Annotated in this window: 32 protein-coding genes; 2 read left to right on the forward strand and 30 right to left on the reverse strand. The window is 52.5% G+C overall.

Features of this window, described 5'->3' with window-relative positions; genetic code table 11:
* Nucleotides 1-24: 24 nt before the first annotated feature.
* The 7 genes from hutH to BQ7483_RS13480 form a co-directional block, all read right to left on the reverse strand.
* Nucleotides 25-1,524, reverse strand: coding sequence for a histidine ammonia-lyase (gene hutH, locus BQ7483_RS13450; RefSeq protein WP_072546260.1), 1,500 nt, complete (start codon nt 1,522-1,524; stop codon nt 25-27).
* Nucleotides 1,521-2,150 carry a cyclodeaminase/cyclohydrolase family protein gene (locus tag BQ7483_RS13455; RefSeq protein WP_022020940.1) on the reverse strand — a complete coding sequence of 210 codons (630 nt, stop codon included), beginning with the start codon at nt 2,148-2,150 and terminating at the stop codon, nt 1,521-1,523. The genes hutH and BQ7483_RS13455 overlap by 4 nt, the downstream gene beginning before the upstream one ends.
* Nucleotides 2,151-2,201: 51 nt before the next feature.
* Nucleotides 2,202-3,455 carry an imidazolonepropionase gene (hutI, locus tag BQ7483_RS13460; RefSeq protein ID WP_072546261.1) on the reverse strand — a complete coding sequence of 418 codons (1,254 nt, stop codon included), beginning with the start codon at nt 3,453-3,455 and terminating at the stop codon, nt 2,202-2,204.
* 12 nt (nt 3,456-3,467) lie between these two features.
* Nucleotides 3,468-4,367, reverse strand: coding sequence for a glutamate formimidoyltransferase (ftcD, locus tag BQ7483_RS13465; protein ID WP_022019538.1), 900 nt, complete (start codon nt 4,365-4,367; stop codon nt 3,468-3,470).
* Between the two features lie 18 nt (nt 4,368-4,385).
* A complete protein-coding gene (locus tag BQ7483_RS13470; RefSeq protein ID WP_072546262.1) occupies nt 4,386-6,365 on the reverse strand; it encodes a urocanate hydratase in 1,980 nt (659 codons plus the stop codon).
* 139 nt (nt 6,366-6,504) lie between these two features.
* Nucleotides 6,505-6,945, reverse strand: coding sequence for a PepSY-like domain-containing protein (locus BQ7483_RS13475; RefSeq protein WP_022019536.1), 441 nt, complete (start codon nt 6,943-6,945; stop codon nt 6,505-6,507).
* A gap of 212 nt (nt 6,946-7,157) precedes the next feature.
* Complete coding sequence (locus BQ7483_RS13480) at nt 7,158-7,808, reverse strand: DUF6563 family protein (protein WP_072546263.1); 651 nt, start codon at nt 7,806-7,808, stop codon at nt 7,158-7,160.
* 56 nt (nt 7,809-7,864) lie between these two features.
* Here BQ7483_RS13480 and BQ7483_RS13485 point away from each other — a divergent pair, with 56 nt between their 5' ends.
* Together BQ7483_RS13485 and BQ7483_RS13490 are read left to right on the forward strand one after the other, a co-directional pair.
* Entirely contained in the window at nt 7,865-8,173 is a 309-nt protein-coding gene (locus tag BQ7483_RS13485) for a hypothetical protein (RefSeq protein ID WP_139247667.1), read from the forward strand.
* 7 nt (nt 8,174-8,180) lie between these two features.
* Nucleotides 8,181-10,022, forward strand: coding sequence for a MutS family DNA mismatch repair protein (locus tag BQ7483_RS13490; protein ID WP_072546265.1), 1,842 nt, complete (start codon nt 8,181-8,183; stop codon nt 10,020-10,022).
* Between the two features lie 110 nt (nt 10,023-10,132).
* Here the strand turns inward: BQ7483_RS13490 and BQ7483_RS13495 are convergent, their stop codons facing one another.
* The 23 genes from BQ7483_RS13495 to rplP form a co-directional block, all read right to left on the reverse strand.
* The gene (locus BQ7483_RS13495) at nt 10,133-10,765 is read right to left on the reverse strand and encodes a lipoprotein signal peptidase (protein WP_072546266.1); all 633 of its coding nucleotides are present in this window, start codon (nt 10,763-10,765) and stop codon (nt 10,133-10,135) included.
* Between the two features lie 280 nt (nt 10,766-11,045).
* Nucleotides 11,046-11,543 carry a 50S ribosomal protein L17 gene (gene rplQ / locus BQ7483_RS13500; RefSeq protein WP_072546267.1) on the reverse strand — a complete coding sequence of 166 codons (498 nt, stop codon included), beginning with the start codon at nt 11,541-11,543 and terminating at the stop codon, nt 11,046-11,048.
* A 3-nt stretch (nt 11,544-11,546) separates the two neighbouring features.
* A complete protein-coding gene (locus BQ7483_RS13505) occupies nt 11,547-12,539 on the reverse strand; it encodes a DNA-directed RNA polymerase subunit alpha (RefSeq protein WP_022019531.1) in 993 nt (330 codons plus the stop codon).
* Nucleotides 12,540-12,550: 11 nt separating this feature from the next.
* The gene (rpsD, locus tag BQ7483_RS13510; protein ID WP_072546268.1) at nt 12,551-13,156 is read right to left on the reverse strand and encodes a 30S ribosomal protein S4; all 606 of its coding nucleotides are present in this window, start codon (nt 13,154-13,156) and stop codon (nt 12,551-12,553) included.
* A gap of 121 nt (nt 13,157-13,277) precedes the next feature.
* Nucleotides 13,278-13,667 (reverse strand): 30S ribosomal protein S11, encoded by a 390-nt coding sequence (gene rpsK / locus BQ7483_RS13515; RefSeq protein WP_005656474.1) that lies wholly within the window; start codon nt 13,665-13,667, stop codon nt 13,278-13,280.
* An 11-nt stretch (nt 13,668-13,678) separates the two neighbouring features.
* Complete coding sequence (gene rpsM / locus BQ7483_RS13520) at nt 13,679-14,059, reverse strand: 30S ribosomal protein S13 (RefSeq protein WP_072546269.1); 381 nt, start codon at nt 14,057-14,059, stop codon at nt 13,679-13,681.
* A 33-nt stretch (nt 14,060-14,092) separates the two neighbouring features.
* Entirely contained in the window at nt 14,093-14,209 is a 117-nt protein-coding gene (gene ykgO, locus BQ7483_RS13525; RefSeq protein ID WP_072546270.1) for a type B 50S ribosomal protein L36, read from the reverse strand.
* A 9-nt stretch (nt 14,210-14,218) separates the two neighbouring features.
* Nucleotides 14,219-14,437 (reverse strand): translation initiation factor IF-1, encoded by a 219-nt coding sequence (gene infA / locus BQ7483_RS13530; protein WP_002558052.1) that lies wholly within the window; start codon nt 14,435-14,437, stop codon nt 14,219-14,221.
* Nucleotides 14,438-14,446: 9 nt separating this feature from the next.
* Nucleotides 14,447-15,244 carry a type I methionyl aminopeptidase gene (gene map, locus BQ7483_RS13535; RefSeq protein ID WP_072546271.1) on the reverse strand — a complete coding sequence of 266 codons (798 nt, stop codon included), beginning with the start codon at nt 15,242-15,244 and terminating at the stop codon, nt 14,447-14,449.
* 12 nt (nt 15,245-15,256) lie between these two features.
* Nucleotides 15,257-16,603, reverse strand: coding sequence for a preprotein translocase subunit SecY (gene secY, locus BQ7483_RS13540; RefSeq protein WP_072546272.1), 1,347 nt, complete (start codon nt 16,601-16,603; stop codon nt 15,257-15,259).
* Nucleotides 16,604-16,607: 4 nt separating this feature from the next.
* Nucleotides 16,608-17,054 (reverse strand): 50S ribosomal protein L15, encoded by a 447-nt coding sequence (rplO, locus tag BQ7483_RS13545; RefSeq protein ID WP_072546273.1) that lies wholly within the window; start codon nt 17,052-17,054, stop codon nt 16,608-16,610.
* A 31-nt stretch (nt 17,055-17,085) separates the two neighbouring features.
* On the reverse strand, nt 17,086-17,262 hold the full coding sequence (gene rpmD / locus BQ7483_RS13550; RefSeq protein ID WP_072546274.1) for a 50S ribosomal protein L30: 177 nt from the start codon (nt 17,260-17,262) through the stop codon (nt 17,086-17,088).
* Between the two features lie 11 nt (nt 17,263-17,273).
* Nucleotides 17,274-17,792 (reverse strand): 30S ribosomal protein S5, encoded by a 519-nt coding sequence (gene rpsE / locus BQ7483_RS13555; RefSeq protein ID WP_072546275.1) that lies wholly within the window; start codon nt 17,790-17,792, stop codon nt 17,274-17,276.
* A gap of 5 nt (nt 17,793-17,797) precedes the next feature.
* On the reverse strand, nt 17,798-18,142 hold the full coding sequence (rplR, locus tag BQ7483_RS13560; protein WP_072546276.1) for a 50S ribosomal protein L18: 345 nt from the start codon (nt 18,140-18,142) through the stop codon (nt 17,798-17,800).
* A gap of 20 nt (nt 18,143-18,162) precedes the next feature.
* Nucleotides 18,163-18,732 (reverse strand): 50S ribosomal protein L6, encoded by a 570-nt coding sequence (gene rplF, locus BQ7483_RS13565; protein WP_072546277.1) that lies wholly within the window; start codon nt 18,730-18,732, stop codon nt 18,163-18,165.
* Nucleotides 18,733-18,747: 15 nt separating this feature from the next.
* Nucleotides 18,748-19,143 (reverse strand): 30S ribosomal protein S8, encoded by a 396-nt coding sequence (rpsH, locus tag BQ7483_RS13570; protein ID WP_022161560.1) that lies wholly within the window; start codon nt 19,141-19,143, stop codon nt 18,748-18,750.
* A 55-nt stretch (nt 19,144-19,198) separates the two neighbouring features.
* The gene (rpsN, locus tag BQ7483_RS13575) at nt 19,199-19,498 is read right to left on the reverse strand and encodes a 30S ribosomal protein S14 (RefSeq protein WP_072546278.1); all 300 of its coding nucleotides are present in this window, start codon (nt 19,496-19,498) and stop codon (nt 19,199-19,201) included.
* Between the two features lie 6 nt (nt 19,499-19,504).
* On the reverse strand, nt 19,505-20,062 hold the full coding sequence (rplE, locus tag BQ7483_RS13580) for a 50S ribosomal protein L5 (protein WP_072546279.1): 558 nt from the start codon (nt 20,060-20,062) through the stop codon (nt 19,505-19,507).
* Entirely contained in the window at nt 20,062-20,382 is a 321-nt protein-coding gene (gene rplX, locus BQ7483_RS13585) for a 50S ribosomal protein L24 (RefSeq protein WP_072546280.1), read from the reverse strand. The genes rplE and rplX overlap by 1 nt, the downstream gene beginning before the upstream one ends.
* Nucleotides 20,383-20,405: 23 nt before the next feature.
* Entirely contained in the window at nt 20,406-20,771 is a 366-nt protein-coding gene (rplN, locus tag BQ7483_RS13590) for a 50S ribosomal protein L14 (RefSeq protein ID WP_072546281.1), read from the reverse strand.
* 2 nt (nt 20,772-20,773) lie between these two features.
* Nucleotides 20,774-21,043 (reverse strand): 30S ribosomal protein S17, encoded by a 270-nt coding sequence (gene rpsQ / locus BQ7483_RS13595; RefSeq protein WP_113740847.1) that lies wholly within the window; start codon nt 21,041-21,043, stop codon nt 20,774-20,776.
* Entirely contained in the window at nt 21,040-21,237 is a 198-nt protein-coding gene (gene rpmC, locus BQ7483_RS13600; RefSeq protein ID WP_072546282.1) for a 50S ribosomal protein L29, read from the reverse strand. The genes rpsQ and rpmC overlap by 4 nt, the downstream gene beginning before the upstream one ends.
* 5 nt (nt 21,238-21,242) lie before the next feature.
* Nucleotides 21,243-21,677, reverse strand: a complete 435-nt coding sequence (gene rplP, locus BQ7483_RS13605; protein WP_072546283.1) for a 50S ribosomal protein L16 — start codon at nt 21,675-21,677, stop codon at nt 21,243-21,245.
* Nucleotides 21,678-21,691: the final 14 nt, after the last annotated feature.

Genomic DNA, 21,691 nt, shown 5'->3' on the forward strand with positions numbered 1-21,691 from the left:
TTTAATAAAAATTACAATTCTCCGTTAATAATCGAACTTCATGCGGTTGAGAAAAGCCACCGTCTTGTGGATTTCCTTGTACATCACGATGTCTTCCCGCACGAAAGGCACTTCTTTCCGATAGGCATGCAGGAAGCGTTCGAGCACAGGCGAAGTCTTGGCCGGACGACGGAAGTCGATGCCCTGGGCAGCGTTCATCAGCTCGATGGCCAGGATGTGTTCCAAGTTGTCCATCACGCGGTAGAGCTTGGTGGCAGCATTGGCCCCCATACTGACGTGGTCTTCCTGTCCGTTGCTCGACACGATGGAGTCGCTACTGGCGGCATAGCAGTACATCTTGTTCTGGCTCACCATCGAAGCGGCGGCATACTGCGGTATCATGAAGCCCGAGTTCAGTCCCGGATTGGCCACCAGAAATTCGGGCAGACCGCGCAGGCCCATGATGAGCTGCGCCACACGCCGTTCGGAGATGTTGCCCAGTTCGGCCAGGGCGATGCACAGGAAGTCGTAGGCAATGGCCAACGGCTGTCCGTGGAAGTTTCCGCCCGATATGATGAGGTCTTCGTCGGGGAAGATGGTGGGGTTGTCGGTGACGGAATTGATTTCGGTGAGCAGCACCGATGCCACGTAGCGGATGGCATCTTTCGTAGCTCCATGCACCTGCGGAATGCAGCGGAAGGAATAAGGATCCTGCACGTGCTGCTTGGGACGAGCTATCAGCTCACTGCCTTCCAGCAGTTTGCGGAAAGCGGCACCCGTCTCGATCTGTCCCTGGTGGGGACGTATCTGCTGGATGCAGTCCATGAAGGGGTCGATGCGGCCGTCAAAGGCTTCGAGCGACAGGGCGGCAATCAGGTCGGCCCGCCGCGAGAGGCGCTGTGCCTTGAGGATGGCAAACACGCCGTTGGCGCTCATGAATTGGGTGCCGTTGAGCAGGGCCAGTCCTTCCTTGCTCTTCAGCTTGACCGGCTCCCAGCCGAACTCGTCGAGCACACTGATGGCCTCGCACTTCTTTCCCTTGTAGTAGACGTCACCCACGCCGATGAGGGGCAGGAAGAGATTGGCCAGCGGAGCGAGGTCGCCCGAAGCGCCCAGCGAGCCGCGATCGTAGACAATGGGGAGGACATCGTTGTTGAAGAAGTCGAGGATGCGCTGCACAGTGATGACCTGCACACCGCTGTGACCCAGCGACAGGGCATGGGCCTTGAGGAGCATCATCAGCTTGACAATGACGGGCTTGATTTCCTCGCCCACACTGCAGGCATGGCTCTTGATGAGGTTTTCCTGCAGGGTTTCGAGTTCGTCGGGCGAGATGTTCTTGTTGCACAACGAACCGAAGCCGGTGGTGATGCCATACAGAGGGACATCGGACTCGGCAATCTTCCGGTCCAGATAGTCGCGGCAGCGCTGGATGCGTTCGCGGGCCTCGGGGGCCAGCTCCAGCTTGATGTTTTCGTTGATGATGCGTTCGAGGAGGTCGAAGGTCAGCTCACCCGAACCTATCTGATAGACATTCCTGCTCATACGCGTAATTCTTGGGTGATGGATTCCAGCAAACGGGCTTCTTCGTCGCAGGCTTTCCGCTCGAGGTCGTCGGCCTCGGCCTGCAGGGCAGCCACAAACTCCTTGTCTTTCAGCGAGCCCAGATTGATGCGGACGTTGAGCAACGCGCCCAGCACCGCATTGCGGGCAGACATCATGGCCACGCAGGCATCGGTCACGGCGTTGCGGTTGCCGTTACGGGCCACGTAGGCCAGGGCTGGCATCAGGGCAAAGGCCTTGCGGGCCACTTCCATCGGCACCAGGGCCGCCTGTCGGGTAGCCTCCTGAATGGCCGCACTGCGGGCCGCCTTTTCTTCATCGGTGGCCTTGGGCATCTTGAAGCAGGCAAATACGCGGTCGTAGGCCTCGGAGTCGCGGTCGATGTCGGCCGTAAAGCCTTCACGGGCGGCAGAGAGGTCGGCCGCCACACGCTCCATCTCGGCCCAGCTGACTTCGTAGTTCTTCTTGCCCACGGTGAGCCGGGCCACCATGGCTCCCAAGGCCGAGGCCAACGCGCCACTCAAGGCGGCCACACTGCCGCCCCCGGGGACGGGGTCGCTGCCCGCCACTTTATCCAAAAAATCGGTTACTTTCAGTTCTGTCAACATGGTATTACATTTTTATTAGGGGTGATACAATCATAAAATCAGTTCCATCCGTCAGGCAATAGGCCAAATGACCCCTTCCTTGATGGTGGTATAGACGCAGTTCATGCCCACATAGTAGGGCAGGAAGTGATAGTTGTCCGTATCGAGCACGGCAAAGTCGCCCTTCTTGCCCACCTCGATGCTGCCGATGCGGTCGGCCCGGTTCAGTGCCGCCGCGCCGTTCAGCGTCAGGGCAGTGATGGCCTCCTCCACGGACATCTGCATGTAGATGCAGGCCAGGGCAAAGGTCAGCGGGATGGAGCCGGAGAAGCAGCTGCCGGGATTCAGGTCGGTGGCCAGGGCCACGGCGCAACCGGCGTCAATCATCTGCCGGGCACGGGCATAGGGCTCGCGCAGGGCGAAAGCCGTCAGCGGCAGCAGCGTGGCCACCACACCCCGCGAGGCCATCGCGTCGATGTCGGCGTCGGAGGCATGGAGCAGGTGGTCGGCCGAAACGGCTCCCAGCTCGGCAGCCAGACCGGCTCCGCCCAGGGAAACAATCTCGTCGGCATGCAGCTTCAGAGCCAGGCCCTGTTCGCGGGCGGCCAGCAGCAGGCGGCGCGACTGTTCGAGGGAGAAGACGCCCTCCTCGCAGAACACGTCGCAGAACTCGGCCAGCCCGTTCTTCACCACACAGGGCAGGACCTCGCGTATCAGGAAGTCCACATAGTTGTCCGTCCGCCCCACATACTCCGCAGGCACGGCATGGGCGCCCAGGAAGGTGGGCACCACGTCCACCCGCCGGTGCTCGTCACAGGCCAGGCTCTGCATCACCTTCAGCTGGAGCAGTTCGGTGGACTTGTCGAGCCCGTAGCCGCTCTTCCCCTCGACGGTGGTGACACCCATGGCCAACATGCGCTTCAGGAAATCCTCGGCACGGGCACGCAGGCGGATGAAGTTGCTGGCGCGGGTAGCCTTCACGGTACTGACGATGCCGCCGCCCCGCCGCATGATGCTCATGTAGCTCTCGCCCCTGAGCCGCCAGGAGAATTCCTCGGCCCGCTCGCCGCCGAACACAAAGTGGGTGTGCGAATCCACAAAGCCGGGCAGCACACACCGTCCGCGGGCGTTGTAGTGCCAGTAGTGCTGGTAATAGCCGTCACGGCTCTCGCCACGGTTGGGCCCCACGTAGGTGATGAGGCCGTCCGTCACTTCGACCGTCGCATTCTCCAGCACCTGCACTTCCGCCATCTCCCGGCCTTTCCGGGCCGAGAAACCAGTCGGGGTGACCACACGGGCATTGAATATAATCAGGTTTTCTGCCATAGCCTTCCTCCGTCATTCTTCCATGATCCGGGCTTCCAGCACCTGGCGCAGGGAGAAGTTCTCCAGTCCGAGGTAATAGGAAGCGGTGTCTATCAGTGCCTCCATCGGCACCAGGCCGATGATTTCGCTGCCCACAATGCTCACGCCGTAGCGGCGGGCCTCGATGCGCACCAGCTCAAAGGCACGGTAGAGGGCCGTGCGGGTATAGTCGGTCATGTTGATGGACACCTGCGTGATGCCGCGGTCCTTCAGTTCCACGCCCATGGCCTTGCAGTAGCGCAGGCCGCCGCCGATGAAGCGGATCTTCTTGGCGATGTCGTGGGCTATCTCCAGGCTGGGTGTCGAGAGGTTGATGTTGTAGGCCACCAGCGGCATGCGGGCTCCGATGGCCACGGTGCCGGCCGTCGGATGGCGTTCAGCAGGGCCGAAGTCGGGCTTCCACTCGGGCTGGTGTATCTTCTCGGCCATGCCTTCGAATTCACCCTTGCGGATGGCGGCCAGGTTTTCCCGGTGGGGAGCCGTGGCCGACTTTTCGTAGAGGAACACGGGCAGGCCGTACCGCCGGGCTGCTTCTTCGCCCACTTCCCGCGACAGGGTAATGGCATCGTCCATCGTCACGCCCCGGATGGGGATGAAGGGCACCACGTCGACAGCTCCCATGCGGGGATGCTGGCCCTGGTGGTGGTTGAGGTCAATCAGCTCCACCGCCACGCCGATGGCTTCGAGCACGGCGTCGCGCAGGGGTTCGGGTTCGCCCACCACGGTCACCACCAGGCGGTTGTGGTCTTCATCGTTGCTGTAGTCCAGCAGTTTCACTCCGGCCCGCGCACGGAAGGGGGCCACAATCTTGTCTATCTTCTGCAAGTCGCGTCCCTCGCTGAAGTTGGGGACGCATTCCATGATTCTGTTCATAAGGTCAGCGTTAAAGGTCTATTGAATGAGTTCCTGTATCAGCCGGTCGTCGGCCAGGTAGGGCATCGTGATGTGGTATCCGTCGGCATGCGTGCGGTTGAACTCGGCACTGGTCTCCATGGCATGCGGATTGCGGGCCCACGAACGGCGGGCCACACCGCCCATCACGTCCCACAGCATGGCCGAGCGCAGGATCCGGTCTACCCGCTCGGAGCCGTCGCACACCATGCCGAAGCCGCCGTTGATGGCCTTGCCGATACCGACGCCGCCCCCGTTGTGCAGGGCTACGAGGCTCATGCCACGGGCGCAGTTGCCCGCAAAGCACTGCACGGCCATGTCTGCCATGACGTTGCTGCCGTCCTTGATGTTAGCCGTCTCGCGGAAGGGGGAGTCCGTACCGCTCACGTCGTGGTGGTCGCGCCCCAGCATGATGGGCCCCACTTCGCCGCGGCGCACCATTTCGTTGAAGCGCAGGGCTATCTTCAGCCGTCCCTCGGCATCCTGGTAGAGGATGCGGGCCTGCGTGCCCACCACGAGGTTGTTCTTCTCGGCGTCGCGTATCCAGTTGTAGTTGTCCAGGTCCTGGCCGCGGCGCGTGGGGTCGATGCACTCCATGGCGGCACGGTCGGTCTTCACCAGGTCCTCGTGCCGTCCGCTCAGGCACACCCAGCGGAAGGGGCCGTAGCCGTAGTCGAAGAGTTCGGGCCCCATGATGTCCTCCACGTAGCTGGGAAAGATGAAGCCGTTCTTGTCACTGCCGTCGCGGGCTATCTCGCGGACACCGGCATCGTAGACGGCCTTCAGGAAGGAGTTGCCATAGTCGAAGAAGTAGGTGCCCCACTCCACCAGCTGACGGATGGCCTGATAGTGGCGGCGCAGCGAAGCGTCCACCAGCTCGTGGAAGCGGGCGGTGTCTTCGTGCAGCAGGCGGGTACGTTCCTCGAAGGTCAGCCCTGCGGGGCAGTAGCCGCCGTCGTAGACGGCATGGCACGAAGTCTGGTCGGAAAGCAGGTCGGGACGGATGCCCTCGCGCACGGCATACTCCAGCAGGTCGACGATGTTGCCGTGATAGGCCACGGACAGGGGCTGTCCGTGCTTCATAGCCTTTTGGGCCAAGGCAAAGGCATGGGGGATGGAGTCGGTCACCTCCTGCACCCAGCCCTGATCGTGGCGGGTGGCGATGCGCGACGCGTCCACCTCGGCAATGATGGCTGCCGCTCCGGCCATGACGGCTGCCTTGGGCTGTGCGCCGCTCATGCCGCCCAGGCCCGAGGAGACGAATAGGCGTCCGGCCAGATTGCCGTCCTGCGGAATGCCCAGCTTCAGTCGTCCGGCGTTGAGTAGGGTGTTGAACGTGCCGTGCACGATGCCCTGCGGCCCGATGTACATCCAGCCGCCGGCGGTCATCTGCCCGTAGTTGGCCACGCCCATCTGCATGGCGGTGTGCCAGTCTTCCTGGTTGTCATAGAGGCCCACCATCAGGGCGTTGGTCAGGATGACGCGCGGCGCTTCGGGCTTCGAGCGGAACAACCCTAGCGGATGGCCGCTCTCCACCACGAGCGTCTGGTCCTGTGTCAGCTCTTCGAGGTACATCTTCAGCAGGCGGTACTGCATCCAGTTCTGGCACACCTGTCCCGTCTCGCCATAGGTGACGAGCTCGTAGGGATAGAGGGCCACGTCGAAGGCCAGGTTGTTGTCGATCATCACCTGGAAGGCCTTGCCTTCGATGCAGCGGCCGCGGTATTCGTCGATGGGCTTGGCCTTGAGGTCGCCCTGCGGACGGTAGCGGTAGCCGTAGATGCGGCCGCGCGTGCGGAGTTCTTCCAGAAATTCGGGGGCCAGCTGGCTATGCAGCTCGGGCGGGATGTAACGGAGGGCATTCTTCAGCGCCACGGCCGTCCGGGCCGCATCGAGCGTGTAGCCGCGGTCGGGAGCACGGCGGATGCCCTCGACGAACGAGGGGTAAGGCGGAAGCACCTTGCTCAGAGATATTTCCATAATAAACGGAGATTAGAGGTTACAAATTGTCAATCAAGACGAAGTTTACTTGGCGCAATATACAAAACAATCCCGATATTTGCAATGAAATACCGGGATTATTTATCAAATAGTCAGAAAAACAGGTTTCGGGAGCGGTTTAGTCGTCAGCGTCCATGTCGATGACGTTGAACTTCGTGTCGAACTTGATTTCCCAACGGTTGCTGAGCTGTACTTCGTAGGAATAGCGGTCCTTCTCCAGCTTGACAATTTCAGCATCGGGATAGCGGTCGGCCACAAACTTCTGGATGGGCTGCGGAACAACGGCAGCAGGCACCTCCGACATACGGCACTGGATGTCGGTCCATTCGCCTTTCTTGTTGAACTCCACCTTGCTGCCGCTGGTGAACATCACTTCGTAGGAGGTGTCGAACAGTTCGGAGTCTTCCTTGGCAAAGGCCACTTTCTCCGAGGCGAAATGCTTCTTGACAAACTGCTGTGCGGCGGCGGGGAGCTGCTCGAAGGTGATGGGTTTGTCGTTGTCGGCCGATGCCAGCTGAATGGTGAACACGCTTACCAGTAAGAGGAACAATTTTTTCATAATCGTAAGTTTTTAAAGGGTTATTACTAAATTTGATTTCTGTCTTTTTTCTCGTTTTCGTACTGCAAAGGAAAGCAGTCATTCTGGAAAGAATTGGGAAAAATGAAGGAAATGAAAGAAAAAAGAGAATTTTTTTATTGCGAAGGCTGTATTCCGCCCCGCAGCCAGCGATATAACCCCTTAAAAACAAAAAGCAAATGGCAAAGCCCCCGTCAGTCTTCGCTGCGGCTCTGCTTCAGGGCCCGCAGGTAGCGTACCATCACGCCGGCCGACTCGCTCGTTTCCAGCCGGAGGTTCTCCTGCAGTTCGGGAAGGCCCTCGAGGAGGGACATCATCTTGTCCTTGCCCACAAACTCGGCACGGCCGGTCTCGGGATTGATTTCGTAGAACACGCGGGCAGCCACCAGCGCCGACGCGGCAATGGCATCGCCCACCTCGCCGCCCAGCTTCGTGGCGTCGGGCGACTGGGCCGTGCTCGTGGCAGCCTGGCCGACGGGCTGGGCACAGAAGTAGAACTTGTCGCCCACGTGCATGGTGGCCGCATAGCAGTTGCCGAAGCGGTAGCGCTTGTAGCGCATCTTGCGGCAGTTGACGTAGAGGGCCGTATCAATCCGCACCGCATAGCAGCGACGGTTCAGATAACGGCTCAGGCCACGGTTGTCCACCGCCTCGATGCGGTAGTCACCTCCACCCATCAGCAGTATCTGGTTCTTGCTGCGACGCTCCACCCGCAACGTCGTCACCGTGTCGCCGTCGCACTCCACCAGTTCGCGCAGGTTGGCATACATAATCTGCTGCGCCTCGCAAGGCAGGAACAGCCCCGAGACGCCTAACAATGCCAGCAACACTACCCATTTCTTCATATCTGAAAGTCTCCTTTTTCCGGTTCGTTGGTTTTGCGAGCTAAAGGTAAGGCATTTTGGAAAAACCTGCAAGCCTGCGGCTAAAAATGTTTCAAACGGCAGACAACCAGCACCGGATTGTCATCCGTTTTCGCCCCGCCTGCATAGTCGGGTATCATTGGCTGCGGTTTGCTGCCGGCCTCGTTCCTCAGAACAACCATCAAACCAGCTATAATCTGCCCGGGAAAACCAAAGGAAACGATTGTGCTGAATACCAGCATTGTACGGAACAAGTCGAAGGAAAGCTGGAGAAAGCCCACAAAAGCGACGGCGGACTTCGTACTTCTGCCGACTTTTCATACCTTTGCCACGCAAACCAACACTGAACAACTTATGATGAGCGAAAACGAAATACGCGCCGCCTACCGGCAGGATGCCGAACGCGCGGCCGGCGAAGTGACAAAGACGCAACGACTGATTTACCGCACCGGCACCCTGCGCCTGCTGCTTTTCGGCGGAGCCGTGGCGGCGGTAATAGGCCTGTGGGGCCAGGGCGCGCTGATGTATGCCGTGACGGCCGCCTGCCTGCTGCCCTTCCTGCTGCTGGTGAAGTACCACAACCGCCTGTTCCTGCGGAAGGACTATCAGGAGAAGCGGCAGGAGGTGAACCGACAGGAGCTGGCCGCGCTCGACCAGGATACCTCGGCCTTCGACGACGGCAAGGAATTTGCCGACCCGGCCCATCCCTATACGTACGACCTCGACGTCTTCGGTCCCCGCTCGCTCTTCCAGTACGTCAACCGCACGTGCACCCGCCTCGGACGCGAACAGCTGGCCGGGTGGATGGCCTGCCACCTAGACAAGCGGGAACCCATCCTCCGCCGGCAGGAGGCCGTGCAGGAACTGGCGGGCAAGCCGTCATTCCGCCAGCACTTCCGCATCCTGGGCCTGCTGAACAAGGGGCAGGCGGCCGACCGTGCCGAGCTGCTGGAGTGGGCACAAAGCCCCGTCCGCTACCGCAACCGCGGCCTGCTGCGACGGCTGCCCCACGTGGTGACGGCGGTCAACCTCCTCTGCCTCCTGGGTGTCGTGACGGGCGTGCTGCCGGGCAACGTATGGGGCGTCTTGTGGTTCGGCATCGTGGTAGCCAGCTTCGCCTTCACGCGGCAGATCACCAAGGTACAGAGCGTCTACGGACAGAAGCTCCGCATCCTGGGCACCTACGCCCAGCTGCTGCAGACGATGGACGAGGAGCCGATGGAAGCCCCGCTCCTGCGGGCCGTCAAAGACAAGATTGGAGGTGACCGCCGACAGGCCTCGCAGGCCATCCGGCGGCTGGTGAAACTGATGAACGAGCTGGACCAGCGCAACAATTACCTGATGTACACCGTGCTGAACGGCTGCTTTTTCTGGGAGCTTTGGCAGATTATGCGCATCGAGGCGTGGAAGGAAGTCCATGCGGGCGAACTGCCGCACTGGCTGGAGGCCATCGGCGAGATGGACGCACTCTGCTCGCTGGGCACGTTCGCCTACAACCATCCGGAGGGATACTCCTACCCCGACATTCTGGGCGATACAAACACGGGGACGGACAACACGGAAACGCCTTTCCAGCTGGTGGCCGAGACGATGGGCCATCCGCTCATCCCGCGCGACCGCTGCGTGTGCAACGACATCCGCATGACCCGCCGCCCCGCCTTCATCATCATCACGGGGGCCAACATGGCGGGCAAGAGCACCTACCTGCGCACCATCGGCGTGAACTACCTGCTGGCCTGCATCGGCGCGCCCGTCTGTGCCAAGCAGATGTCACTCTACCCCGCCCGACTGATGACGAGCCTGCGCACTACCGACTCGCTCAGCGACAACGAGTCCTACTTCTTCGCCGAGCTGAAGCGGCTGAAGTCCGTCATCGACCGCCTGCAAAGCGGCGAGCAGCTCTTCATCATCCTCGACGAAATTCTGAAGGGCACCAACTCGGCCGACAAACAGCGGGGTTCGTTCGCCCTCGTCCAACAGCTGGTGCGTCTGCAGGCCAACGGCATCATCGCCACGCACGACCTGCTGCTGGGTACACTGAAGGACCGCTTCCCCGACTGCATCGACAACTTCCGCTTCGAAGCCGACATCACCGGCGACGAGCTGACTTTCTCCTACCGCCTCCGCCCCGGCGTGGCGCAGAACATGAACGCCTGCTTCCTCATGAAGAAGATGGGGATTGCCATGGATCTATAAAAAAGAGACACCACAGACTACACGGATTTACACAGATTTCTCCTACTCAGCTATCGACTGATAAAAAACATAATCTGTGTAAATCCGTGTAATCTGTGGTGCAAAAAAAATCAGTCCTTCTTCTTGAACAGCGCAAAACTTTCGCCGAACGTACGCGAATAGAACAGCAGCACGGCAATGGTTCCGCAGCTGATAGCCGCATCGGCCAGGTTGAAGACGGGACTGAAGAAAATGAAATGCTTGCCTGCCACGAAAGGCATCCACGACGGCCAGTCGAACTCGAACAGCGGGAAGTAGAACATGTCCACCACACGCCCGTACAGCCAGTCAGCATAACCCTGCCCCGCCGGCACGAACGTGGCAATGCTCATCCGCGTGCTCTCGCTGAAGATGGCGCCGTAGAAGATGCTGTCGATGACATTGCCCACCGCCCCTGCAAAAATCAGTGCGATGCACACGATGTAACCCATCTTGAAGCGCGCCTTGGCCAGCCGCCAGATGTACCACAGGATGACACCCGAGAACACCAGCCGCATCAGCGTCTGCACCGCCTTGGGCATCACCTGCATGCCGAAGGCCATGCCGTTGTTCTCGATGAAAGCAATGTAGAACCAGTCCGTGATGCGGATGCTCTGCCCGTAATACATGTGGGTCTTCACCTCGATCTTGATAAGCTGGTCCAGAAAGAGGGTGAGCACAATGATGCCCACCGCCAGCCAGAATCGGTTGTATTTCTTGTCCATAACGTTCGGATAACACATAAAAGTTCTTGATACGCGGGCAAAGGTATAAAAAAGCGGGGAATTATCGGTGCCGGACATGCAAATACATCAACCCGTCCCCACAAAGCACTGCCACACCACCCGACGAAGCACTGGCAGGCACCCTCACAAAGCACTGCGTCAGCGGGCAACGGAGCACTGCCTTGTACCCTCACGGAGCACGGCATGAACCCGCCAGGGCATAAAAAAAGCCGCCCCAATCCCTGGGACGGCTTTCATATCATATAAGAATAGTGTCGGATTACTCAGCCTTTGCTTCTTCAGCAGGAGCTTCAGTTGCAGGAGCCTCTGCAGCGGGAGCAGCTTCCGTAGCGACAGCCTTCTTGGAAGAACGGCGCGTACGGGTTGCCTTCTTGGCCACCTTGTCCTTAGCCATGTTCTCGTTGTAGTCAACGAGTTCGATGAAGCACATCTCGGCGTTGTCACCCAGACGGTTACCAGTCTTGATGATGCGAGTGTAGCCACCCGGACGGTCGGCAATCTTTACAGAGATTTCCTTGAACAGTTCAGTTACAGCATACTTGTCTTGCAAGTTGCTAAATACTACACGACGGGAGTTTGTAGTGTCGTTCTTTGACTTGGTGATCAGCGGCTCAACAAACTTCTTCAGAGCTTTAGCCTTTGCAACGGTCGTAGTGATTCTTTTGTGCTTGATCAGAGAGCACGCCATATTGGCCAACATAGCGTTTCTGTGAGAAGCAGTACGACCCAGATGGTTGAATTTCTTGTTATGTCTCATTGTTTATTCTTTATCTAATTTATATTTAGAAATATCGGTTCCAAACGACAGATTCAGACTGTCCAGCAAATCATCAAGCTCGGTCAGCGATTTCTTACCGAAGTTGCGGAACTTCAGGAGGTCGGTCTTGTTGAACTGTACCAGATCGCCCAGGGTCTCGACGTCGGCAGCCTTCAAGCAGTTGAGGGCACGAACAGAGAGGTCCATATCGACGAGCTTGGTCTTCAGCAACTGACGCATGTGCAATACTTCCTCATCAAACTCTTCATTGCCGTCGGCATCGTTGTTCTCGAGCGTGATCTTCTCGTCGGAGAAGAGCATGAAGTGATAGATCAGGATTTTTGCAGCTTCCTTCAGCGCCTCTTTCGGGTGAATGGAACCGTCGGTAGTAATCTCGAGCACCAGTTTCTCGTAGTCAGTCTTCTGCTCTACGCGGTAGTTTTCCACCTGGTACTTGACGTTACGTATCGGAGTATAAATGGAGTCGATAGGAATTACATTCACATCAGTGCAGTATTCACGGTTCTCGTCAGCGGGAACATAACCACGGCCTTTGTTGATTGTAATGTCTATCTGCATCGTAGCTTTTGAATCTAAATGACAAATAACTAATTCAGGATTTAACACTTCAAATCCAGTCAGATACTTACTTATGTCACCTGCCTTAAATTCACTCGAATTCTCGATCGTGATACTTACCTTTTCGCTCTCGAATTCTTCTACTACTTGCTTGAACCGTACTTGCTTCAGGTTCAAGATAATGTTAGTAACATCCTCCTTTACACCGGGGACACTGGAAAATTCGTGCTCAACACCCTCGATTTTGATGGTGGTGATGGCAAAACCTTCCAATGAAGAAAGCAGGATGCGGCGCAGTGCATTACCCACGGTAATACCGAAACCGGGCTCCAACGGACGAAACTCGAACTTGCCGAATTTAGAGTCCGCTTCCAACATTAAAACTTTATCAGGTTTTTGAAATGCTAATATCGCCATGAAATCAATTATTATTTAGAGTACAATTCTACGATCAAATGTTCCTTAATGTTCTCAGGAATGTCAGCTCTTTCGGGTACGTGCAGGAGCTTGCCTACCTTTGCATTGTCGTCCCACTCCAGCCAAGGATACTTGCTGTGGTTGAAGCCAGCCAACGAGTTGGCAACTACTTCCAGAGACTTCGAACGCTCGCGAACACCAACCACCTGACCGGCTTTCAGAGAGTAGGAAGGAATGTTCACTACCTCACCGTCAACAGTGATGTGCTTGTGGCTTACCAGCTGGCGGGCAGCAGCACGCGTGGGAGCGATACCCAAGCGGAATACTACGTTGTCCAGACGGCACTCCAGCAACTGCAACAGGATTTCACCGGTAATACCTTTCAGTGTAGCTGCCTTCTCGAACAGGTTGCGGAATTGTTTTTCCAATACACCGTAAGTATATTTTGCTTTCTGCTTCTCACGAAGTTGCACACCGTATTCAGAAGTTTTTCTCTTTCTGGAGTTACCGTGCTGTCCGGGAGGATAGTTCTTCTTAGACAAAACTTTATCTGCTCCGAAGATACCTTCACCGAATTTACGGGCGATTCTTGATTTTGGTCCAGTATATCTAGCCATTTTCTTTTAAATATTTAATTGTTTAATTGATGAACTCAATTTGTTGCAGCCGCGATTGCAGAGAAGAAAAGTACAATCCAATAACAAAATCAAGTTTCATGCTTTGTAATAAAGGTAAATCTTAAACTCTACGTCTTTTAGGAGGACGACATCCATTGTGAGGCAGCGGAGTTACGTCGATGATTTCGGTAACCTCGATACCGGCTCCGTGAATAGTTCTGATAGCGGACTCACGACCGTTACCCGGACCCTTTACATAAGCCTTTACCTTTCTCAAGCCAAGATCGTAAGCCACTTTGGCGCAATCCTGGGCAGCCATCTGTGCTGCATACGGAGTGTTCTTCTTAGAACCTCTAAAACCCATCTTTCCGGCAGAAGACCAGGAGATAATCTGACCTTCGCTATTTGCCAGAGAAACAATGATGTTGTTGAAGGATGAATGAACGTGCAACTGTCCGTTGGCATCCACCTTTACATTTCTCTTTTTTGCTGCAACTGTTTTTTTTGCCATATCAACAATTATTATTTAGTAGCTTTTTTCTTATTAGCAACGGTTTTCTTCTTACCCTTACGAGTACGGGCGTTGTTCTTTGTACTCTGACCTCTAACAGGCAAGCCCAGACGATGGCGGACACCACGATAGCAACCGATATCCATCAGGCGCTTGATGTTCAGTTGAACTTCAGAACGAAGATCACCTTCTACTTTGTACTCGGCACCAATGATCTCACGAATCTTGGCTGCCTGGTCATCCGTCCAGTCTTTTACTTTCAGGTCCTTGTCAACACCTGCTTTATCCAAAATTTTTGCTGAACTACTACGACCTATACCGTAGATATAGGTCAACGCAATTTCTCCTCTCTTATTCTGAGGCAAATCGACACCAACTATTCTTATAGCCATATACTAAATTATTTTTTTTGCAAAAATAATAAATTATCCTTGACGTTGTTTATACTTAGGATTTTTCTTGTTAATAACATACAAACGGCCATTACGTCTAACGATCTTACACTCTGGCGTACGTTTCTTTAAGGATGCTTTTACTTTCATATCTTAAATTTATTTATATCTGAATACAATTCTTCCTTTCGATAAATCGTAAGGAGACATTTCGACTCTCACCTTATCTCCCGGCAAAATCTTGATATAGTGCATCCTCATCTTACCGGAAATATGAGCAGTAATCTCATGTCCATTTTCTAATTCAACGCGAAACATTGCATTAGACAATGCTTCAACGATAACTCCATCTTGTTCTATTGCAGATTGCTTAGCCATATTAATCTTTTAAATTGCTTGGTCTCCTAATACTTCTTCTATAAACTCGAATGATGAAAGGATGTCTGCCTTTCCTTCGCGCACCGCAATGGTATGCTCAAAGTGAGCGGCACACTTCCTGTCGCGCGTACGGACCGTCCAGCGGTCGGGCTCCATAACTACATGCCGGTCGCCCAGCGTAATCATCGGTTCGATGGCAATGCAGAGTCCGCGCTTGAGCATCGTACCCGTACCTCTACGCCCATAATTGGGAACCTGAGGATCTTCGTGCATCTCCTTCCCGATGCCGTGTCCGACAAACTCGCGGACCACACCGTAGGAATGAGACTCGCAATGCTCCTGTATGGCATATCCGATGTCACCCAAGCGTTTGCCGGGAACTGCATTTTCAATGCCGATGTACAGCGCCTCCTTGGTTACCTTCAACAGGTTGCGGACTTCCTCACTGACTTCACCCACACAGAACGTATAAGCCGAATCACCGCAGAAACCGTTCATGTACGTACCGCAGTCGACCGATACAATATCACCGTCCTTCAACACCACATTGCCCGGGATGCCATGTACCACCTGCTCGTTCACCGAAGTACAGATAGAAGCCGGAAACGGCCCACCATACGGATTGGGAAAACCCTTGAACGTCGGGATGGCACCATGATCTCTGATGAATTCCTCCGCCACTTTGTCCAGCTCGAGTGTTGTGACTCCGGGCTTGATAACCTTGGCTATCTCAGCCAAGGTTCGGCCCACGAGCAGATTGCTGGCGCGCAGCAACTCTATTTCATCATTTGTCTTAAGAAATATCACTTCAAAAAACTATTAATAGGCAGCTATATTTCCGCTACGGCCCTTGATACGTCCGGACTTCAACAAACCGTCATAATGTCTCATCAACAAATGACTTTCAACCTGCTGCAGCGTATCGAGGACTACACCAACAAGAATCAACAAAGATGTTCCACCAAAGAACTGAGCAAACTCGGCCTTCACACCGAACACACCAGCAAAAGCAGGCATGATGGCAACCAGCGCCAGGAAGAAGGAACCCGGCAGAGTGATACGCGACATGATAACGTCGATATACTCGGCAGTGCTCTTGCCCGGCTTGATACCCGGAATGAAGCCGTTGTTTCTCTTCATATCTTCGGCCATTTGAGTCGGATTGATAGTAATTGCAGTATAGAAATAAGTAAATACTATGATCAGCACTGCAAATACCAGGTTATACCAGAAGCTTGTATGATCAGTAAACGCACGCATGAAACCGCTCATCTCATTAGCCTTGCTCGACAAACCGATGATGGTAATGGGGATGAACATGATAGCCTGTGCAAAAATGATAGGCATCACATTAGCGGCATTCACCTTCAAGGGAATGTACTGACGTGCACCGCCATACTGCTTGTTACCGACAATCTTCTTTGCATACTGTACGGGAATCTTACGAGTTCCCTGTACCAGCAGAATGGCAAATGCGATAACAATGAGCAGCACCACCATTTCAATCAGGAACATCACCAGACCACCGGCCTTTTCAGTGACACGGGAAGTCAGTTCCTGAACGAACGACTGGGGAAGACGCGCAATGATACCAATCATGATGATCAACGAGATACCGTTACCGATACCTTTATCGGTAATACGCTCACCAAGCCACAAAATAAACATACTTCCGGCCGCCAATATGATGGTAGAAGTAATCATAAACAGAGTCCAATCTAATGAAGCATTTAAGGAAGGACCGGCCTGCATCTTAAGGTTAATCAAATAGGAAGGAGCCTGTACCAGCAGGATAAAGATAGTCAGCACACGAGTGTACTGGTTCATCTTTCTTCTGCCACTCTCACCTTCACGCTGCAGCTTCTGGAAATACGGAACCGCAATGCCCAGCAGCTGGATAACGATGGAGGCAGTGATATAAGGCATGATTCCCAATGCGAAAATAGACGCATTCGAGAACGCACCTCCCGAAAACATGTTCAACAAGGCTAAAAGGCCCTCGCTTGTTTGTTGATGCAATTGAGTCAGCATCGACGGGTTGATACCCGGCAATACGACATACGAACCGAAACGGTAAATCGCTACAAACAATATGGTAATGAGGATCCGTTGTCTCAGATCCTCAATTTTCCATATATTCTTTAATGTTTCAATAGCTTTTCTCATTGAATCAGAGTTTTACTACTTGTCCACCAGCAGCTTCGATGGCAGCTGCAGCACTCTTGGAGAATGCATGAGCCTGTACATCCAACTTAGCAGTCAAAGTTCCGTTACCTAATACTTTTACCAACTGGTTAGCAGAGATGAAACCAGCAGCTACAAAGTCGTTGATACCTACAGTCTGAAGGTTCTTGGCTTCGGCAAGTTTCTGAATCGTTTCCAGATTGATGGCCTTGTACTCTACACGGTTGATGTTCTTGAAACCGAACTTGGGCACACGGCGCTGCAGAGGCATCTGACCGCCTTCGAAACCAATCTTCTTAGAGTATCCAGATCTTTGCTTAGCACCTTTATGACCTCTGGTAGAAGTTCCTCCCAAACCAGATCCCGGACCACGTCCAATTCTCTTTCTAGTTTTAGTAGAACCTACGGCAGGTTTTAAATTACTTAAGTTCATATTGTAATTCGTTTTATTATTCAACAAATAATTACTTCACAATGGTAACCAAGTGCTTTACCTTATCTACCATTCCAAGAATTGAAGGAGTGCATTCGTGTTCAACCACACGATTCAACTTATGAAGTCCCAGTGCATCGAGAGTCTTCTTCTGATCAGCCGGAGCACCAATTCTACTTTTAATCTGTTTAATCTTTATAGTCGACATAATATTCCTCCTTATCCTCTAAATACTTTTTCAACACTAATACCTCTGTTCTGGGCAACGGTACGGGCATCACGCATTTCGCTCAATGCCAGGATAGTGGCCTTTACCAGATTGTGGGGGTTAGAAGAACCTTTGGACTTAGCCAAAACGTCCGTTACACCAACACTCTCCAATACGGCACGCATAGCACCGCCGGCAACCACACCGGTACCGTGGGAAGCGGGCTTGATAAATACCTCTGCACCACCGAACTTAGCTGACTGTTCGTGAGGTACAGTACCTTTCAGCACGGGTACCTTCGTCAGGTTCTTCTTTGCAGACTCAACGCCTTTGGCAATGGCAGCAGTCACTTCACCAGCCTTACCAAGGCCCCAACCGATGATGCCTTCTTCGTTTCCAACTACAACAATAGCAGAGAAACTAAAAGTTCTACCACCTTTGGTTACCTTAGTCACACGATTGATAGCAACCAATCTGTCTTTCAGTTCTATATCGTTTGAGATTCTTACTCTATTATTAAGTCCTGCCATAATGATTAAAATTTAAGTCCACCGTTACGGGCAGCGTCAGCCACCTCTTTTACTCTCCCATGATACAAGTAACCATTACGGTCGAAAACAACAGTCGTAATACCTGCTTCCTGAGCCTTCTTGGCAATCAGTTCACCAACCTTGGCAGCCTGTTCCTTCTTCGGCATCTTTTCAGTCATACCGAGTGAAGAAGCGGAAGCCAACGTCTTGCCCGACAAATCGTCGATCACCTGAACATAGATTTGCTTGTTACTTCTAAATACACTCATACGCGGGCACTCAGCAGTACCGGAAACCTTATTGCGTACTCTATATTTGATTTTAATTCGTCTTTCTATTTTTGTTGTCATAATACTATCAATTTAAATGATTATTTAGCACCGGCTGATTTACCAGACTTTCTACGAATTTCTTCGCCAACAAACTTAATACCTTTACCCTTGTACGGTTCAGGCATACGGAAAGAACGGATTTTTGCGCAAACTAAGCCCAGCAACTGTTTGTCACAAGACTCCAGAATAATCAGAGGGTTCTTGTTTCTTTCAGACTTCGTCTCAACTTTCACTTCAGGAGGCAGCTGGATAAAGATACTGTGAGTATAACCCAAAGCCAGCTCAATGATGTTGCCCTGATTGGAAGCACGGTAACCTACACCGACCAGTTCGAGTTCCTTCTTATATCCTTGAGATACGCCGACTACCATGTTGTGAACCAATGCACGGTAAAGGCCGTGGAATGCATGCTTCTGCTTGGGATCGTCCAGCATTGCAGATTCGTTTTCAGCCAACACAACATGACCGTCTTCGATAGTAACATTGATAGCAGGATTTACGTATTGGCTCATTTCACCTTTGGGTCCCTTTACGGTAACCACGTTGTCGTTCAGAGTGACTGTCACTCCGGCGGGAATACTAATGGGTAATTTTCCTATTCTTGACATTGCTAATTCCTCCTATTAATATACATAACACAAAACTTCACCACCGATTTTCAGTTCAGCGGCCTCTTTGTTGGTCATTACACCCTTGGAAGTAGATATTATAGCAATACCCAAACCATTAATAACACGCGGCATGTCTTTGTAACCGGTATATTTACGCATACCCGGAGAAGAAATTCTCTCCAACTTCTTGATAGCGTTTACCTTGTTTACCGGATCATACTTCAAAGCAACCTTGATTGTGCCTTGAGGACCATCTTCTACAAACTTATAGTTAAGAATGTAGCCTTTCTCAAAAAGAATCTTGGTGATTTCTTTTTTCAAATTTGAAGCCGGAACTTCTACAACTCTGTGCTTCGCTTGAATAGCGTTCCGCAACCTCGTCAAATAATCTGCTATTGGATCAGTCATATAAAAAATAAATTAAATTAATCAGGACTACCCTGACAATATTTAAAAATAACAATTACCAGCTTGCTTTCTTAACACCCGGGATAAGACCGTTAGAAGCCATCTCACGGAACTGGATTCTCGAAATGCCGAACTGACGGATGTATCCTTTGGGACGACCAGTCAGCTTGCAACGGTTGTGAAGACGAATGGGGTTAGCGTTCTTCGGCAGGTCCTGCAATTTCTGTGCAGCTTCATAAGCTTCAGCAGGCTCACCTGTTCTAACGATCTTCTTCAGAGCAGCTCTTTTCTCGGCATATCTGGCTACTAACTTGGCACGTCTTACTTCGCGTGCTTTCATTGATTCCTTTGCCATAATCTATCAATCTTTTTTAGCGTTCTTAAACGGTAAACCAAATTCCTTCAACAGAGCATAACCTTCTTCGTCAGTCTTGGCGGTTGTAACGAAGGTAATGTTCATACCCAGAATTCGGGTAATGCTGTCGATATTGATTTCAGGGAAGATAATCTGTTCCTGAATACCGAGCGTGTAGTTACCCTTACCATCAAACTTACTTTCAATACCCTTGAAGTCACGGATACGGGGGAGAGCCACACGAACCAATCTCTCGAGGAATTCGTACATTCTCTCACGACGCAATGTCACCATGACGCCGATAGGCATTTTCTTACGCAACTTGAAGTTGGCAATATCCTTGCGCGAAATCGTTGCCACAGCCTTCTGGCCGGTGATGGCAGTCAATTCGTTGATTGCAACTTCGATAATCTTCTTGTCGGCCACAGCCATACCCAGACCCTGGTTGATTACAATCTTCTTCAGTACAGGGATCTGCATGGAAGAAGAATACTGGAACTGTGACTTCAATGCAGGAGCAATGCGCTCTGCATATTCTTTCTTAAGGCTAGCAGTATTGCTCATTACTTAATCTCCTCTCCTGATTTTTTAGAATAACGCACTAAAGTGCCGTCCGCACTCAATTTTCTACCAATACGAGTACCCTTGCCAGTCTTGGGGTCTACCGGGTTCAAGTTCGACAGGTGAATGGAAGCTTCCTGCTTCACGATACCACCTTGGGGGTTCTTTGCGCTGGGCTTCGTGCTCTTGGAAACCATGTTGATGCCCTCAACGATCGCACGATTCTTCTTAACGAGAACCTTCAATACGCGACCAGTCTTGCCCTTGTCTTCGCCAGCGTTTACGTAAACTGTGTCGCCTTTCTTAATATGTAATTTACTCATTACTTAAATCTTTTACGAAAAAATTAAAGTACTTCAGGAGCGAGTGACACTACTTTCATGTTAGCAGCACGCAGTTCACGAGCTACGGGACCGAAGATACGACTACCTCTGATTTCACCTGCATTGTTCAGCAATACGCAAGCGTTGTCATCAAAACGTATATAAGAGCCATCCGGACGACGGATTTCCTTCTTGGTACGTACAATCAAAGCCTTAGACACTGCACCTTTTTTAATATCACTTGAAGGGATGACGCTCTTGACAGAAACGACAATCACGTCTCCTACAGAAGCATAGCGACGACCTGTACCGCCCAAAACGCGGATACAGAGAGCTTCCTTCGCTCCGCTGTTGTCACATACTGTAAGTCTGGATTCTGCTTGTATCATAATTACTTCGCTTTTTCAACAATTTCTACTAATCTCCATCTCTTGGTCTTGCTCAAAGGACGAGTTTCCATGATACGTACGGTATCACCTACATTGCACTCATTCTTTTCATCATGAGCATGGTATTTCTTAGTCTTGCTAACGAACTTACCATAAATGGGGTGTTTCTCCTTAAACTTGGCAGCAACAGTGATAGTTTTGTCCATCTTATTGCTCAACACAACCCCTGTTCTTTCTTTTCTTAAATTTCTTGCTTCCATCAAGCTCATCATTTATTGTTAAGTTCTCTTTGGCGTAATTCTGTTTTCATACGCGCAATTGTCCTGCGTAATTGTTTGATCTGAGCAGGATTATCCAACGGAGAAATAGAATGGTTCAACACCATCTGATTGTAATTGGCCACTTCGGCTTCTACTCTTTCTGCCAAATCGGCGGTAGACATTTCTCTAATTTCTGCAATCTTCATAACTCTTACGCATTTTGATTTTGAATATCGTAATCACGTCTAACCACAAACTTCGTTGTGATAGGGAGCTTCTGGGCGGCCAGACGCAAAGCTTCCTTTGCAATCTCGTAAGACACGCCTTCTGCCTCGATAATGATTCTACCCGGAGTAACAGGTGCTACGAATCCTTCGGGATTACCTTTACCTTTACCCATACGTACATCAGCAGGCTTTCTCGTAATAGGTTTGTCCGGGAAGATACGAATCCAAATCTGTCCTTGACGTTGCATATATCTTCTCACAGCACTACGCGCAGCTTCAATCTGACGGCCTGTGATCCACTTCGTTTCCAAAGCCTTAATACCAAAAGAGCCGAAAGCCAGCTGGTTGCCTCTCTGAGCACTACCTTTCTGGCGGCCCTTCTGCTGTCTTCTGAATTTTGTCTTTTTCGGTTGTAACATAATTCCTAAAAAAT

The organism is Mediterranea massiliensis (assembly GCF_900128475.1).
GTDB classification, from domain to species: domain Bacteria; phylum Bacteroidota; class Bacteroidia; order Bacteroidales; family Bacteroidaceae; genus Bacteroides; species Bacteroides massiliensis_E.